This window comes from Bacillus sp. LBG-1-113, assembly GCF_020708615.1.
Taxonomy (GTDB): domain Bacteria; phylum Bacillota; class Bacilli; order Bacillales; family Bacillaceae; genus Bacillus; species Bacillus mojavensis.
The window spans coordinates 248,371-264,614 of sequence record NZ_JAJFDG010000002.1; the positions used below are offsets into that span (position 1 = coordinate 248,371).

The window sequence follows — 16,244 nt, forward strand, 5'->3', positions numbered from 1 at the left end:
TAAAGGGGAGCACAATGAAGAAAACAATCGTTTTTAAATGCGGGGGAAGTGTCATCCGTGAGCTGTCGGAAGAATTTTTTCAAAACCTGAAAGAATTGATGGAATCAGGATGGAAATTGGCAATCGTGCACGGCGGCGGACCGGAAATTACACATATGCTGAAACGGTTAAACATCAAAACAGAGTTCTCAGGCGGACAGCGGAAAACAACCAAACCGGTATTGGAAGTGGCTGAAATGGTCCTGTCCGGCTCAGTCAATAAATTTTTCGTTGCCGAGCTTGCCAAACACGGGCTGCGGGCTGCGGGAGTGTCCGGCAAGGATGGAGGCCTTCTCGAAGCAGACTATCTCGACCCGGACACATACGGCGAAGTCGGAGAAATTAAAAAGGTTAATGCCTCTATGGTAAATGCGCTGATGGATGAAGGCATCATTCCGGTTATCGCGCCCCTGTCCTTGACGAGTGACTATAAAACACTGAATGTCAATGCTGATCTTGCGGCTTCGGCAGTCGCCGGGGCGCTGAAAGCCGATAAGCTGATGTTCGTCACAGACGTGGAAGGGATCATGAAGGAAAAACAGCGTCTCGACATCCTGACCCCTGAGGAAATTCAGACTCTCATCAAACAGGAAGTGATCACAGGCGGGATGATACCGAAGGTCAATTCAGCCTTGTCGGCTTTATCGGATCAGGTTTCAGAAGTGATGATCGTAAACGGAAAAGGATCGTTTTTCTCTAATCAAACATTTGAAGGAACAAAAATCGTCAAAGCAAAGGAGGCTGTTTCATGAGCAGCTTGTTTCAAACCTACGGTCGGTGGAACATCGAGATAAAGAAAGCGAAGGGAACTTGCGTTGAGGATCAAAACGGCAAAACATACCTCGATTTCATTCAAGGGATTGCGGTTTCCAACCTGGGCCACTGCCATGAAGCGGTCACAGAAGCGGTTAAAAAACAGCTCGACAGCGTATGGCACGTATCCAATCTGTTTGAAAACAGTCTTCAGGAGCAAGCGGCACAGCAGTTAGCGGCAAACAGTGCCGGAGATCTCGTTTTTTTCTGCAACAGCGGAGCGGAAGCGAATGAAGGCGCGATTAAGCTGGCACGAAAGGCAACTGGAAAAACGAAAATCATCACGTTTCTCCAATCATTCCACGGCCGCACCTATGCAGGGATGGCAGCTACCGGACAGGATAAAATCAAAACAGGTTTCGGCCCGATGCTGGAAGGCTTTCACTACCTCCCGTACAATGATCCAGCCGCTTTTGCCGCTCTTGGGGGGGAAGACGACATAGCCGCGGTCATGCTTGAGACCGTACAGGGAGAAGGCGGAGTCAATCCGGCCAGTGCAGAATTTTTAACAGCCGTACAGTCGTTTTGCAAGGAAAAGCAGGCGCTTCTGATCGTAGATGAAATTCAGACGGGTATTGGACGGACAGGAAAAGGCTTCGCATACGAACACTTCGGCCTCTCACCTGATATCATCACGGCTGCAAAAGGATTGGGGAACGGCTTTCCAGTCGGTGCGGTAATCGGAAAGAAAGAGCTGGGAGCAGCGTTTACTCCTGGGTCTCACGGAACGACGTTCGGAGGGAATATGCTGGCGATGGCCGCCGTCAATGCAACATTGCAGGTTGTATTCCAGCCTGAATTTCTGCAAGAGGCTGCTGATAAGGGTGCGTTTTTGAAAGAACAGCTGGAGGCTGAACTGAAGAGTCCTTTTGTGAGGCAAATTCGCGGCAAAGGATTAATGCTTGGAATTGAGTGTGATGGGCCGGTTGCAGACATCATTACTGAATTGCAGACATTAGGCTTGCTCGTACTGCCGGCCGGACCGAACGTGATTCGTCTGCTGCCGCCGCTCACCGTGACAAAGGATGAAATAACAGAAGCCATCAGCAAGCTGAAACAAGCGATTGCACAGCATTCCGCTGTCAATTTGTAAATTTTTTTCGATATAAAAGCATAAAAATTCATTTTTATAATTAATTATTCATCAAGAGGTGGGCTTTTAGATGGAAGGTTATTTAGTATTAGAAGATGGAACAGTGTTCAGCGGCGAACTGGACGGACATGAAAACTGCACGGGCGAAGCTGTGTTTTTCACAGGAATGACGGGCTATCAGGAAGTGCTGACAGACCCGTCATACAAAGGACAGATTATCGTATTTACGTATCCGCTGATCGGCAACTACGGCATTAATGAAAACGACTTTGAAAGCAAAAAACCGCAAGTGAAAGCAGCTGTTGTTTACGAGGCATGCGATCATTTTTCCCATCATGAAGCGGTATACAGCCTTAAGGAATATCTGAAAAAATGGAACATCCCGCTTTTATCCCATGTCGATACGAGGGCTGTCGTCAAGAAAATCCGTGCGAACGGAACGATGGGGGCGTCTGTCACTGCCTCTAAAGAAGCGGCTGAGATTGCTCTGCAGCCTGAGAACGTCGCAGAACAGGCGGCAGCACAGGACATCAGCACAATCGGCGAAGGAAATAAACATATCGCTCTCATTGACTTTGGCTATAAAAAATCAATTGCATCATCACTCGTGAAACGAGGCTGCAAGGTCACCGTTATACCGTATCAGCAAATGGAAACTGTTTACGCCATAAAGCCGGACGGTGTCGTGTTATCCAACGGACCCGGAGATCCGAAAGCCATTACACCGTATATGGAACAAATCAAAAACATCGTCAGCCGTTTTCCGACGCTCGGCATATGTCTCGGCCATCAGCTGATTGCGCTCGCTTTTGGCGGAAATACGTTTAAGCTGCCGTTCGGACACAGAGGCGCAAACCATCCGGTCATCGACCGTGAAACGAAGCGGGTTTTCATGACCAGCCAAAATCACAGCTATGTGGTTGATGAAAAATCCATCAACCAAGAAGAGCTGACGATCAGATTCCACCATGTCAATGACACGTCAGTTGAAGGGCTTTCCCATAAAAAGCTGCCAGTCATGAGTGTGCAATTCCACCCGGAAGCCCATCCCGGGCCGGCGGAAAGCGAATGGATTTTTGATGATTATTTAAAGAATGTGATACCAGCAAGGAGAGAAATCGCCCATGCCTAAAGACACCAGTATTTCAAGCATATTAGTAATCGGCTCAGGCCCGATTATCATCGGCCAGGCGGCAGAATTTGATTATTCAGGCACTCAAGGGTGCATCGCGCTCAAGGAAGAAGGCTATCGGGTTATTCTCGTCAACAACAACCCGGCCACAATTATGACCGATGAAGCTTTCGCGGATGACATTTATTTTGAACCGCTCACGGCGGAAAGCTTAACAGATATTATTAAGAAAGAAAAGCCCGACGGACTTTTGGCCAATTTAGGCGGGCAGACTGCACTGAATCTAGCGGTTGAACTTGAAGAGGCGGGTATCCTAAAGGCGCACGGCGTCAAACTTCTAGGTACATCCGTGGATACAATCCAAAAAGGAGAGGACCGGGAGAAATTTCGTTCTTTAATGAACGAGCTGAATCAGCCAGTTCCAGAGAGCGAAATTGTCGATAACGAAACCGACGCCATTCGCTTTGCGGAATCGATCGGCTTTCCGGTCATTATCCGGCCTGCTTACACGTTAGGCGGAAAAGGCGGGGGTATCGCGCCTACGAAAGAAGCATTTACCGCCATGATCAAGCAAGCCCTTTTGGCTAGCCCGATCAATCAATGTCTGGTAGAAAAGAGCATTGCTGGCTTTAAAGAAATTGAATATGAAGTGATGCGTGACAGCAACAACACATGCATTACCGTCTGTAATATGGAAAATATCGATCCTGTCGGTGTGCATACAGGCGATTCAATCGTAGTGGCGCCTTCACAAACCTTAACTGATGAAGACTATCAAATGCTCCGGACGGCAAGTCTGACGATCATTTCGGCACTTGATGTCGTAGGCGGCTGCAACATTCAGTTTGCGCTTGATCCGTTCAGCAAGCAATACTACGTCATAGAAGTGAATCCGCGTGTGAGCCGTTCATCTGCTCTCGCGTCAAAAGCAACAGGTTATCCCATTGCGAAAATGGCTGCGAAATTGGCGGTTGGATACACGCTTGACGAATTAAAAAACCCGCTTACAGGCTCCACTTATGCGAGCTTTGAACCGGCATTGGACTATGTCATCGTCAAGTTTCCGCGCTGGCCGTTTGATAAATTCAAAAACGCGGACCGCAAGCTCGGCACGAAAATGAAAGCCACCGGAGAAGTGATGGCGATTGAACGTAATATAGAAGCGGCAATTCAAAAGGCGGCAGCCTCCCTTGAGCTGAAAAACGTCGGCACGCATCTGCCCGAGCTCGGCGGCTTATCAATTGAAGCGCTCTGGGAACTGGCAATCACACCTGACGATCGAAGATTTTTCGTTGTGATGGAGCTGTTAAGCCGAAGGATATCGATAAAAGAAATCCATGCAAAAACAAAAATTGACCCGTTTTTCCTTCATACCTTTAACAATATCATCAAGCTGGAAAATCAGATCATGGAAGCGGGGAGCGACCTCTCTTATGATTTATTAAAAAAGGCAAAGGAAAAAGGGTTTTCAGATGCAACGATTGCCTCGCTTATCGGCAAGACAGAGGAAGAAGTGCGCGTTCTTCGCAAGGAGAAGGGGATTACGCCTTCCTTCAAAATTGTTGATACTTGCGCAGCTGAGTTTGATGCGAAAACCAACTATTTTTACTCCACGTATTACGGAGAAACCGATGGAGACATCAGCCGCAAAGAGAAAAAGCGCGCGCTGATTATCGGATCAGGACCGATCCGCATCGGCCAGGGCGTTGAATTCGATTACAGTGCTGTTCATGGAGTGTTAACGCTGCAAAAGCTTGGGTTCGAAACGATTATGATTAACAACAACCCGGAAACCGTGAGCACAGATTATGAAATTGCGGATCGCCTGTATTTTGAACCGCTGACAACGGAGCACATATTAAACGTGGCGGAGCAGGAAAGCATTGACTTTGCGATCGTGCAGTTCGGCGGCCAAACCGCGATCAATGCTGCTGAAGCGCTCGAAAAAGCCGGAATCACGCTTCTCGGCACATCGTTTAAAACGCTTGACGTGTTAGAGGATCGCGATCAATTTTATCAGCTTCTTGATGAACTCGGATTGCAGCATGCTAAAGGAGAAATTGCCTATACAAAAGAAGAGGCTGCAGAGAAAGCTAACGGCATCGGCTATCCGGTATTAATCCGTCCTTCTTATGTCATTGGCGGGATGGGTATGATTATCGTTGAGTCGGAAGCTGCGCTTTCTCAGCTGCTGGACGGAGAAGACAGCATGCCGTACCCCATTTTAATTGATCAGTACGTGTCAGGAAAAGAAGTCGAAATTGATTTGATTTCCGACGGTGAAGAAGTCTTTATCCCGACATATACCGAACATATTGAGCGGGCGGGCGTCCACTCAGGGGACAGCTTTGCCATTCTCCCGGGGCCTTCCGTCACAAACAAATTGCAGCAAGGAATGAAAGATGCTGCACAAAAAATTGCCCGAAAGCTTTCGTTTAAAGGCATTATGAACATCCAATTTGTGATCGATAACGAAAACATTCTCGTCCTTGAAGTGAATCCGAGAGCGAGCCGTACAGTTCCGGTTGTCAGCAAAGTCATGGGGGTTCCGATGATTCCGCTCGCCACACGGCTTCTGGCGGGGGCATCTCTAAAAGATGTAAACCCGGCAGTTCAAAATCACCACGGCGTTGCTGTAAAGTTCCCGGTCTTTTCAACACATGCCATTCAAGATGTAGATGTGAAGCTTGGACCGGAAATGAAATCGACGGGAGAAGGCATGTGTGTTGCATACGACACCGACAGCGCCTTGAAAAAAATCTACACGCGTGTTTGGAATCAAAAAGGAAGCATTTATTTGCAAAACGGACCGGAAGATTTGAAGACATTAGCGGAAAACGCCGGTTTTACAGTTCATGAAGGTACATTCGCCTCATGGATGGAACAGGATGAAAAAGCTCTTCATATCAATTTAAACGGCTCTGAAGAAGCACGCAAAGAGCGTCTGGAAGCCATGACACACGGCATTACCGTCTTTACTGAAGAGGAAACCGTACGGGCGTTTTTGCAAAGCGGATCAGGCAGTCCGCACCCTGTTTCCCTCAGAGATCTTTATAAAAAGGAAGTGGCATCATGCACACAGTGAATATGGGAGAAACGCAAACCAGTCTATTCGGAAAAGACCTATTAACGCTAAAAGATCTCAGTGAACAAGATATCAGCGCGTTGCTTGCTGAAGCCAGTGAACTGAAACAAAACAAAATTCAGCCTATTTTTCAAGGCAAAACCCTTGCGATGATTTTTGAAAAATCATCCACGCGGACTCGTGTTTCATTTGAAGCCGGAATGGCGCAGCTTGGCGGAAATGCCCTCTTTTTAAGCCAGAAAGATCTGCAGCTGGGCCGCGGTGAAACGGTGGCTGATACGGCAAAAGTGCTCTCAGGCTATGTAGATGCGATCATGATCCGGACCTTCGAGCATGAAAAGGTGGAGGAGCTTGCTGAACACGCTGATATTCCAGTTATCAACGGGCTTACCGATAAATATCATCCTTGCCAGGCGCTTGCGGATCTATTGACGATCAAGGAAATCAAAGGCGATCTCAAAGGTGTGAAAGTCGCATATATCGGTGACGGAAATAATGTGGCGCACTCCCTGATGATCGGCTGCGCAAAAATGGGCTGTGATATTTCGATTGCTTCACCTGAGGGATACGAAGTGTTAGACGAAGCGGCGGAAGCAGCCAAGGCAGCGGCCCTTCAATCAGGTGCTTCCATTACACTTACAGCTGATCCGATTGAAGCCGTAAAAAATGCGGACGTCATTTATTCAGATGTATTCACTAGCATGGGACAGGAAGCGGAAGAGCAAAAGCGTCTCGCAGTCTTTTCGCCTTACCAAGTGAATGCATCGCTTGTCAGCCATGCTAAACCTGACTATACATTTTTGCACTGTCTTCCTGCACACCGTGAAGAAGAAGTGACGGCGGAGATTATTGACGGTCCGAATTCCGCTGTATTCCAGCAGGCCGAAAACCGCCTCCATGTGCAAAAAGCGCTGTTAAAGGCGATCCTATACAACGGAGAATAACCAAAAAAACTGCTGAGCCGGCTCTCAGCAGTTTTTTTATGGAAACATATTCACACCCGCTTAGGCGCATACTACACGAAAAAGGAAAAGGAGGAAAAACAGTGGGACAGCAGCATCAATTCCGGCCCGGGCAGAAAGCGCCCAACAACGGCGTCTACGTAGAAATCGGCGAGACGGGGAGTATGGTCAAAAACCCGCAAAAGGTCCAACTGTCAGCAGGAGATATGTTTCCTGAAACATCTAATCACAACCGCCTGTGGACGTATAAAAGAAAACCGTGATCACGAAAAAACCCAAAACAATATATGTTTTGGGTTTTTGGCTTATTAATGCTGGCTGGCATTGTTGTTCATAGGCATGATTGCTGCTAGCGCCATGATCAGCACATATAAAACGACAGCAATTACGGATGATGTTGTGAAGTTATACGCTACACTGTTCATGCTGGCAATCAAATAGCATGCCATATGCGATAAAAGGAACGTCCAAATAAAAGCAATAATAAATCGCACGTTTCCACCTCGTCCTTCTCATTCTATTCTAGAAGTTATCATACCATACATAAAGCCAAGGGGGAATCTAATTTTAGAAGAAAGTGAGGTGACAAAAGAGTCTGATTCGTCACATTTTTAATGGTAAAATATAAAAAATAAATATCGTCAATTGGTATAATAGCCAAAACATAGAAAGGCTAGGACTTTACCTTATTCGTTTCTTTTCTTTTTACATAAGATAGCGTGAGATGAAGTGTGAAAGGAGGCGGGCAAGCGATGGGAATAACGGAAAGGTATTTTCAATTGGGAACGGAGCATAACGTGATTCATCTGCCCTATCGTCCGAACGGCTTCGGTATCTTCGTCCTCGGAGACAGAACCCACTTTGTCGGTAATGATTCGAGCTTTTGGCTTCAGCATTACGGCAGAAATCAGCTTTTAAATATGCTAAGGGACGAAGGCTATACCATTTTTAACAGCAATCTGTTCGGAAGGCACTGGGGCGCGGAAAAAGCGGTCACCTATGCCAAGCAGCTGATACATTTCGTGTTGAAGCAGGAAATACTCAATCCGAAGATTCATATTTTAGCAGAAGGAATGGGCGCTCTCGTGGCCGATGAACTGCTTCGTTTTTCCCCGGATCATATCCGATCAGCCGCGATGTTGAATCCTTGTCTCGATCTTCAGGCACATTATGAATCAGAAAAAGAAAATAAATTTTTCTATAAGCAATTTTTGAAAGAAGTATCGGAAAGCTACGAAATCCCCGAAAAAGAAGCGGCTTCACTTCGTTATAAAACAATCGAAACCTATCCGAGCCGCGTACCGGTTCATATATGGCAGAGGATGACCGGATCTCCGTATCCGTACAGCCTGCATGCGGAGGTATTTAAGGAAAAACAGCAGCGAAAACAAGGCTGTCCGGTTGACATAACGTTTCATTTATTTGAGCACCCAAGCAGGATCTATGCATCAATCTGCAAATTCTTTCACAGTCATGAAATAGAGCTATAAAGAATACAATAACAATAGCCTTCTCTTTTGCGGAGGCTGTTTTGCTTTGGATAAAATGAAAAACCGGAAGGGCGGCAGATGAAATGAAATCAACGCTGATTGTAGGGGCAGATGAATTTTTCGGCCTTTCTTTATGCGAGCGAATGATGGATGAAGGCATATACGTCGATGTCGTTTTGGCTGAAACAGATGATGAAAGCAGACAAATGTACTTAGAGGAAAGACTCATGTGGCTTGGGAGAAATGAGCACTTTCGGAAGCTCGAGCACATTGAGGATCAATTATATGATACAATTTGTATCCAATATGGTAGCGGCTTTTTGCCTTTGGATCAATATAAATCAGCTTATGTTTTGGTATATGAACAAGACCGAAAAGAGTGGGAGAAACGTGAAAAGACAGGTTCAGAAAAAGCGGTGATTCTTCCGAAAATGTATGGGCCGTGGAAAGAAGAACAGGAGGAAGAGGGCTTTTATACAGAAGATGTAGCTGACGAGCTGTTGAGATTCCTGCTAGACCCCGGCCGTGATCCCGGCGAAAGTTCCATTTTTGATTTGCAAATCACTAAAAAAACCTCCAAAGATGAAGCGAAAACAAAAATTCTCGAGTGGAAAAGACAATTTCCATCAATTTTCGACAAATATTAAGAAAAACCTTCCATGTTTCGAGTTTTCTAGATACAATAAACATATCATTTTAATACATGTTATAGCTTGTCAAAAAGGAGTTGAACATGACTTGATCACAAGGCTTGTCATGATCTTTTCTGTCCTCCTTTTATTAAGCGGATGTGGACAAACTCCGTTTAAAGGAAAAATTGAGAAGGTCGGCATGCTCTTTCCTGATACGATTAATGACCTCGTATGGGGCACAAAAGGGTATAAAGGATTATTGAATATACAGTCTAAATACAATGTGGACGTCTACTATAAAGAAGGCGTAAAAACAGATGAAGATATTATAAATGCGATTGAAGATTTTCATAAGCGCGGCGTCAATCTCCTCTTTGGCCATGGAAGTGAGTTTGAAGAAGTATTTAACTTGGTCAGTGAAGACTATCCGGATATGCAGTTTGTGATTTCAAATGCAAAAGCAAAAGCGGACAATGTCACAAGCGTCCATCTCAGCGGGGAAGCAATCGGCTTTTTCGGCGGAATGACCGCTGCCCATATGTCAAAAACCAATCAGGTCGGTGTTATCGCTTCTTTTACATGGCAGCCAGAGGTTGACGGGTTTATAAAAGGGGCTAAGTATGAAGATCCTAATATAGAAGTGAATACAAAATATACGGATCACTGGGATGATGATTCGACTGCGGTTAACCTTTATCAAAAAATGAAGAACGAAGGCGCGGATGTTGTGTATCCTGCCGGAGACGGGTATAATGTTCCTGTCATTCAGCAAATCAAAAAAGACGGCCTATATGCGATCGGCTATGTCACAGATCAATCCGATCTTGGCGAGAACACCGTGTTAACCAGCACGGTGCAAAATGTGGACAAGGCCTATGAAATCATAGCTGAGCAATTCGACAAAGGCACTTTAAAAGGCGGCGATCACTATTACGATCTGAAAAGCCGAGTTGTCGAAATGGGAACCTTCAGTCCGCTTGTGGACAAAGACTTTCAGAAAAAAATCGCCAAACTGGTCAAAATGTATAACAAAACAGGTGAACTGCCAAAAAACGAGTAACGGGGTGACGTCACATGCAGCACGAAAAATCACTTGAGTTTTTGCAAATTGCAATGAAATATCTGCCTGAAGCGAAAGAGCAGCTAGAAAAATCGGGAATAGAACTGTCGATGGAGGCCATTCAGCCGTTTATGAATTTATTTACAACGGTAATGGCGGAAGCCTACGAGCTAGGTAAATCCGACGCGAAATCTGAAACCGAATAAGAAGAAGCCACTTTCTCGAAAGTGGCTTTTCACATGATTTTCTTTTTAATAGCGGATACCATAGGTGCGAGCTCCTTCAGAGCGGGCTTGATTTGATCGAGAGAGTTCATAATCGAACCGATTTGGTTCATGATATACATGTAATCAATCGTCTCTTCTTCGTTTGTCGGGGAAACCTCCTCCTCCTGCACTTCTTCTTTTTCTGTTTTTTGTTTGGTGTTATCGCCGAACATCATTTTTGAAAACACATCCACCTGCATACGCCTCCTTTTCCATATACCATACTCTATGAGTAAGTTGAACTGATAGTTTAGACGAATATATTGCCATGTGAAAAAAAATAGGATAGAATTAGTACCTGATACTAATAATTGATCATAACCTGATTGATCTTCTAAATTAACTATATAAAGGAGTCTTCCCTTATGAAAGCTGGAATACTTGGAGTTGGACGTTATATCCCTGAGAAGGTTTTAACAAATCATGATTTAGAAAAAATGGTTGAAACTTCTGACGAGTGGATTCGTACAAGAACAGGAATAGAAGAAAGAAGAATTGCCGCAGATGACGTATATTCATCACATATGGCTGTTGCAGCAGCGAAAAAAGCGCTGGAACAAGCTGAAGTGTCCGCTGAGGATCTCGATATGATTCTCGTTGCGACTGTCACACCTGATCAGTCATTTCCTACAGTTTCTTGTATGATTCAAGAGCAGCTCGGCGCAAAGAAAGCATGTGCCATGGATATCAGCGCGGCTTGTGCAGGCTTTATGTACGGGGTTGTAACCGGCAAACAATTTATTGAATCCGGAACCTATAAGCATGTCCTTGTTGTCGGTGTAGAAAAGCTCTCAAGCATTACAGACTGGGAAGACCGCAACACAGCCGTTCTGTTTGGCGACGGAGCGGGCGCTGCGGTAGTCGGGCCAGTCAGTGATGACAGAGGAATTCTTTCATTTGAACTAGGAGCAGACGGCACAGGCGGTCAGCACTTGTATCTGAATGAAAAAGGACATACAATCATGAATGGACGTGAAGTTTTCAAATTTGCGGTCCGCCAAATGGGTGAATCATGCGTAAATGTCATTGAAAAAGCAGGGCTCTCAAAAGAGGACGTCGACTTTTTGATTCCGCATCAGGCGAACATCCGCATCATGGAAGCTGCACGTGAGCGTTTAGAGCTTCCTGTCGAAAAGATGTCTAAAACAGTTCATAAATATGGAAACACTTCTGCCGCATCCATTCCTATTTCTCTTGTAGAAGAATTGGAAGCCGGTAAAATCAAAGATGGCGATGTGATCGTCATGGTAGGATTCGGCGGAGGATTAACTTGGGGCGCCATTGCAATCCGCTGGGGCCGATAAAAAAAGGTGAGGTGCACACAAGATGAGTAAAAAAAGAGTAGTTGTTACAGGACTCGGAGCATTGTCTCCGCTTGGCAACGACGTTGATACAAGTTGGAATAACGCAATCAACGGTGTGTCCGGAATTGGTCCGATCACTCGTGTTGATGCTGAAGAATATCCGGCTAAAGTAGCCGCTGAATTAAAAGACTTTAATGTTGAAGATTACATGGACAAAAAAGAAGCAAGAAAAATGGACCGTTTCACTCAATATGCTGTTGTCGCTGCGAAAATGGCGGTTGAAGACGCAGGTCTTAAAATTACTGATGAAATCGCGCCGAGAGTCGGTGTTTGGGTTGGTTCCGGAATCGGAGGACTTGAAACGCTTGAGTCTCAATTTGAAATCTTCTTAACAAAAGGCCCAAGACGGGTAAGCCCGTTTTTTGTGCCGATGATGATTCCTGATATGGCGACAGGCCAAATTTCTATTGCTTTAGGAGCAAAGGGAGTTAACTCTTGTACGGTAACTGCATGTGCAACAGGGACAAACTCTATCGGTGACGCGTTTAAAGTCATTCAGCGCGGCGATGCAGACGCTATGATCACAGGCGGAACAGAAGCGCCGCTGACTAGAATGTCATTCGCTGGCTTCAGTGCCAACAAAGCGCTTTCTACAAATCCGGATCCGAAAACAGCAAGCCGTCCGTTTGATAAAAACCGTGATGGATTCGTCATGGGTGAAGGTGCGGGAATTATCGTTCTTGAGGAACTTGAGCACGCACTTGCACGCGGCGCTAAAATTTACGGAGAAATCGTCGGTTACGGCTCGACGGGAGACGCTTATCATATCACAGCGCCTGCCCAAGACGGCGAAGGCGGAGCGAGAGCGATGCAAGAAGCCATTAAAGATGCGGGCATTGCGCCTGAAGAGATTGACTATATCAATGCTCACGGCACAAGCACATATTACAATGACAAATACGAAACAATGGCGATTAAGACTGTTTTTGGCGAGCATGCCTACAAACTTGCGGTAAGCTCTACAAAATCTATGACGGGCCACCTTCTAGGCGCGGCGGGCGGTATTGAAGCCATTTTCTCTATCCTTGCCATTAAAGAAGGCATGATCCCGCCAACAATCAATATTGAAACGCCTGACGAAGAATGCGATTTAGATTATGTGCCTGGTGAAGCACGCAGACAAGATCTCAGCTATGTTCTCAGCAACTCACTGGGATTCGGCGGACATAATGCAACGCTCATCTTCAAAAAATATCAGTAATCATGACGCCAAACCGGCTGCCCTAAAAGGGTAGCCGGTTTTTTTCGTGCGCATAGGATAAAAAAGAGGAGGCGATAGCATGAGCGTGGAACAAACATACAAATGGTTTGAAAAAGCCGCTTCAATAGATGATCTGGCGCATTACATTGTCCCGCACTTTTCAGGAACGGAGAAAGAAGACTGGAAACGCATCTTGAGACATTTGCAGCATCACGGAATGTTTAAAAACATAGAAGAGGGAATAAGCACGTCTTCCATTCTGAAAGAAAAAGGAATTTTCCAGCATATACAAAAAGAGGAGCAGTATCTCAAAAAGAAGTGGCAAGGACCTGACGTGCCAATCGTAGCACTGCCGGTTGATGAACGAAACAGAAGAATCCGTTTAGAATTCGGATCAAAATCAGGGCTCGCCTTTCCAGATAAAATGTTTCTCTTTCTCTCGTCAGATATCGAATTATCCTCGGTGTCAGCCCTTATGACACATGAATATCATCATGTTTGCCGGTTAGATCATATGACTAAAGAGGAAAAAGACGTCACATTACTTGATACAATCATCATGGAGGGGCTGGCAGAATATGCTGTTTATGAGAGGTTAGGCCAGAGCCAAACGGCTGAATGGACCAACTGGTATACCCCTCTGCAGCTTGAGGTTTTTTACGAAAAAAAGATTGCGCCCCATCTGAACATTAAACGGCAACATCGATTGTTCGATCAGCTTTTATACGGCAAAGGATACCAGCCGAAAATGCTTGGATATGCAGTCGGATTCAATATTGTAAAAAAATATTTATCAGAGAACAAAGCCAATACAGCAGACGGGCTGTCCATCTCTCCTGAAACCTTTTTGAAAGCAACGCTTTAATAGAATAAAATAATGGAATTTCGTTAATAATATTACATTTATCCTAAAAAATTCTTGATTTTGCAAAATGATTGTAATAATATACAACTATAAAATTTTTCGATAATTCAATATTATTTATTATTTCTGAATAAAGGGATTACTTTCTCTTGAAAACGTTTGACGACAAGAGGGGGAAAGGGGAGCTAGCATGAGCACACTTTTAGAAGTGAATAATTTAAAGACTTATTTTTTTAGAAAAAAGGAGCGGATCCCTGCGGTGGACGGAGTCGATTTCTACATCAAAAAAGGCGAAACCGTCGCGCTTGTAGGCGAATCCGGCTCCGGCAAAAGTATTACTTCATTGTCTATTATGGGTCTTGTCCAGAGCTCAGGCGGAAAAATCATGGACGGTACGATTAAACTCGAAGACAAGGACCTCACCTCATTCACTGAAAATGACTATTGCAAAATCCGCGGAAACGAAGTATCCATGATCTTTCAAGAACCAATGACCTCCCTTAATCCGGTGTTAACGATCGGAGAACAAATTACCGAAGTGCTGATTTACCATAAAAACATGAAGAAAAAAGAAGCGTATCAAAGAGCCGTCGAACTCTTGAAGATGGTTGGGTTCTCAAGAGCGGAGCAAATTATGAAGGAATATCCGCACCGTCTATCTGGCGGAATGAGACAGAGGGTAATGATCGCCATCGCGCTCAGCTGTAATCCAAAACTGCTGATTGCCGATGAACCGACAACGGCGTTAGACGTGACGATACAAGCCCAAGTGCTGGAGCTAATGAAGGATCTCTGCCAGAAGTTTGATACGTCAATTTTGCTGATTACACATGACTTAGGTGTTGTATCGGAAGCAGCCGACAAAGTGATTGTCATGTACTGCGGACAAGTCGTAGAAAATGCCTCAGTCGATGAGTTATTTTTAGAGCCCCTTCATCCTTATACAGAAGGACTGCTTATGTCGATTCCCGTCATAGATGGAGAGATTGATAAATTAAATGCGATTAAAGGCAGCGTGCCGACACCAGATAATCTGCCGCCGGGGTGCCGTTTTGCTCCAAGGTGCCCAAAGGCCATGGATAAATGCTGGACCCATCAGCCTTCGCTTTTGACACACAAAAGCGGAAGGTCAGTGAGATGCTTTTTATATGAGGAAGAAGGTGCCGAACAATCATGACAGCAGCTAATCAGGAAACAATTTTAGAACTTCGGGACGTGAAAAAATATTTCCCGATCCGCTCAGGCTTTTTTCAAAGAAAAGTTGGTGATGTAAAAGCGGTGGACGGTGTTTCGTTTTCCTTAAAAAAAGGAGAAACACTCGGAATTGTTGGAGAATCGGGTTGCGGAAAATCGACTGCCGGCCGGACGATGATTAGGCTGTACAAACCGACTGAAGGCCAAATTTTCTTTAAGGGGCAGGATATTTCCAATCTGTCAGAGGAGAATTTACGAAAAAACGTCCGCAAAAATATCCAGATGGTCTTTCAAGATCCATTCGCTTCGCTGAATCCAAGAAAAACGCTGCGTTCTATTATTAAGGAGCCTTTTAACACGCACCATATGTACACGATGCGAGAACGAAATGAGAAAGTCGAAGAACTGCTTGCGAGAGTAGGTCTTCATCCGTCGTTTGCCTCCCGCTATCCTCATGAATTTTCCGGCGGACAGCGTCAGCGGATCGGCATTGCGAGAGCCCTCACGCTGAATCCGGAGCTTATCATTGCAGACGAACCGGTTTCTGCACTTGATGTATCGATTCAGGCCCAGGTCATCAACTTAATGGAAGAATTGCAGGAAGAATTTAATCTGACGTATCTATTTATCTCTCACGATTTAAGTGTCGTCCGCCATATCAGCGACAGAGTCGGGGTAATGTACCTTGGCAAAATGATGGAACTGACCGATAAGCACGAGTTATATGACAATCCGCTCCACCCATACACCCAAGCACTTTTATCATCTGTCCCGGTTACAAGAAAAAAAGGATCTGTCAAACGCGAACGCATCGTCCTGAAAGGAGAACTGCCCAGCCCGGCCAATCCGCCAAAAGGCTGTGTTTTCCATACGAGATGTCCCGTTGCAAAACCAATATGCAAGGAACAAATACCAGAATTCAAAGAAGCTGCTCCCAGCCATTTTGTGGCTTGTCACCTTTATAGCTAACTTGTCGCCCGCACAGCTTTGAGAGGGGGTATGCATACTACATAAACAGCAGCTAAGAAGAACGACCATTTCAAGAGGG

The 16,244-nt window shown here is 45.2% G+C and carries 16 protein-coding genes and 1 pseudogene; 15 read left to right on the top strand and 2 right to left on the bottom strand.

Annotation, left to right across the window (positions count from 1 at the left end; translation table 11 throughout):
- Positions 1 to 14: 14 nt before the first annotated feature.
- From argB to LJF29_RS07365, 6 genes and pseudogenes are all read left to right on the top strand, one after another.
- Entirely contained in the window at positions 15 to 791 is a 777-nt protein-coding gene (gene argB / locus LJF29_RS07340; RefSeq protein WP_229147824.1) for an acetylglutamate kinase, read from the top strand.
- Positions 788 to 1,945, top strand: a complete 1,158-nt coding sequence (locus LJF29_RS07345; protein ID WP_229147826.1) for an acetylornithine transaminase — start codon at positions 788 to 790, stop codon at positions 1,943 to 1,945. Before argB ends, LJF29_RS07345 begins: the two co-directional genes overlap by 4 nt.
- 70 nt (positions 1,946 to 2,015) lie before the next feature.
- Complete coding sequence (locus tag LJF29_RS07350) at positions 2,016 to 3,077, top strand: carbamoyl phosphate synthase small subunit (RefSeq protein ID WP_229147827.1); 1,062 nt, start codon at positions 2,016 to 2,018, stop codon at positions 3,075 to 3,077.
- On the top strand, positions 3,070 to 6,162 hold the full coding sequence (locus LJF29_RS07355; RefSeq protein ID WP_229147828.1) for a carbamoyl phosphate synthase large subunit: 3,093 nt from the start codon (positions 3,070 to 3,072) through the stop codon (positions 6,160 to 6,162). The genes LJF29_RS07350 and LJF29_RS07355 overlap by 8 nt, the downstream gene beginning before the upstream one ends.
- A pseudogene (gene argF / locus LJF29_RS07360) lies at positions 6,150 to 7,122 on the top strand (ornithine carbamoyltransferase). Before LJF29_RS07355 ends, argF begins: the two are co-directional and overlap by 13 nt.
- Before the next feature lie 85 nt (positions 7,123 to 7,207).
- The gene (locus LJF29_RS07365) at positions 7,208 to 7,387 is read left to right on the top strand and encodes a YjzC family protein (RefSeq protein ID WP_229147832.1); all 180 of its coding nucleotides are present in this window, start codon (positions 7,208 to 7,210) and stop codon (positions 7,385 to 7,387) included.
- A gap of 45 nt (positions 7,388 to 7,432) precedes the next feature.
- Here the strand turns inward: LJF29_RS07365 and LJF29_RS07370 are convergent, their stop codons facing one another.
- Complete coding sequence (locus LJF29_RS07370; RefSeq protein ID WP_010333727.1) at positions 7,433 to 7,618, bottom strand: YjzD family protein; 186 nt, start codon at positions 7,616 to 7,618, stop codon at positions 7,433 to 7,435.
- A gap of 258 nt (positions 7,619 to 7,876) precedes the next feature.
- Between LJF29_RS07370 and LJF29_RS07375 the strand changes: the two genes are divergently transcribed.
- From LJF29_RS07375 to comZ, 4 genes are all read left to right on the top strand, one after another.
- Entirely contained in the window at positions 7,877 to 8,614 is a 738-nt protein-coding gene (locus LJF29_RS07375) for a hypothetical protein (protein ID WP_229147834.1), read from the top strand.
- Positions 8,615 to 8,697: 83 nt separating this feature from the next.
- Entirely contained in the window at positions 8,698 to 9,261 is a 564-nt protein-coding gene (locus tag LJF29_RS07380; RefSeq protein WP_229147835.1) for a hypothetical protein, read from the top strand.
- 91 nt (positions 9,262 to 9,352) lie between these two features.
- The gene (locus tag LJF29_RS07385) at positions 9,353 to 10,306 is read left to right on the top strand and encodes a BMP family ABC transporter substrate-binding protein (RefSeq protein ID WP_010333730.1); all 954 of its coding nucleotides are present in this window, start codon (positions 9,353 to 9,355) and stop codon (positions 10,304 to 10,306) included.
- 14 nt (positions 10,307 to 10,320) lie between these two features.
- The gene (comZ, locus tag LJF29_RS07390; RefSeq protein WP_003224559.1) at positions 10,321 to 10,512 is read left to right on the top strand and encodes a ComG operon transcriptional repressor ComZ; all 192 of its coding nucleotides are present in this window, start codon (positions 10,321 to 10,323) and stop codon (positions 10,510 to 10,512) included.
- A gap of 29 nt (positions 10,513 to 10,541) precedes the next feature.
- Here the strand turns inward: comZ and LJF29_RS07395 are convergent, their stop codons facing one another.
- Positions 10,542 to 10,772 (bottom strand): hypothetical protein, encoded by a 231-nt coding sequence (locus LJF29_RS07395; RefSeq protein WP_229147837.1) that lies wholly within the window; start codon positions 10,770 to 10,772, stop codon positions 10,542 to 10,544.
- A gap of 165 nt (positions 10,773 to 10,937) precedes the next feature.
- On the opposite strand from LJF29_RS07395, the gene fabH reads away from it, so the two are divergent.
- The 5 genes from fabH (at position 10,938) to appF (ending at position 16,165) form a co-directional block, all read left to right on the top strand.
- Positions 10,938 to 11,876, top strand: coding sequence for a beta-ketoacyl-ACP synthase III (gene fabH / locus LJF29_RS07400; RefSeq protein ID WP_010333732.1), 939 nt, complete (start codon positions 10,938 to 10,940; stop codon positions 11,874 to 11,876).
- A 22-nt stretch (positions 11,877 to 11,898) separates the two neighbouring features.
- A complete protein-coding gene (fabF, locus tag LJF29_RS07405; RefSeq protein ID WP_106022352.1) occupies positions 11,899 to 13,137 on the top strand; it encodes a beta-ketoacyl-ACP synthase II in 1,239 nt (412 codons plus the stop codon).
- Positions 13,138 to 13,216: 79 nt separating this feature from the next.
- Positions 13,217 to 14,002, top strand: coding sequence for a DUF2268 domain-containing protein (locus LJF29_RS07410; RefSeq protein WP_229147839.1), 786 nt, complete (start codon positions 13,217 to 13,219; stop codon positions 14,000 to 14,002).
- 190 nt (positions 14,003 to 14,192) lie between these two features.
- Positions 14,193 to 15,179, top strand: coding sequence for an oligopeptide ABC transporter ATP-binding protein AppD (appD, locus tag LJF29_RS07415; RefSeq protein ID WP_229147840.1), 987 nt, complete (start codon positions 14,193 to 14,195; stop codon positions 15,177 to 15,179).
- On the top strand, positions 15,176 to 16,165 hold the full coding sequence (gene appF / locus LJF29_RS07420) for an oligopeptide ABC transporter ATP-binding protein AppF (protein WP_029441207.1): 990 nt from the start codon (positions 15,176 to 15,178) through the stop codon (positions 16,163 to 16,165). The genes appD and appF overlap by 4 nt, the downstream gene beginning before the upstream one ends.
- Positions 16,166 to 16,244 lie beyond the last annotated feature (79 nt).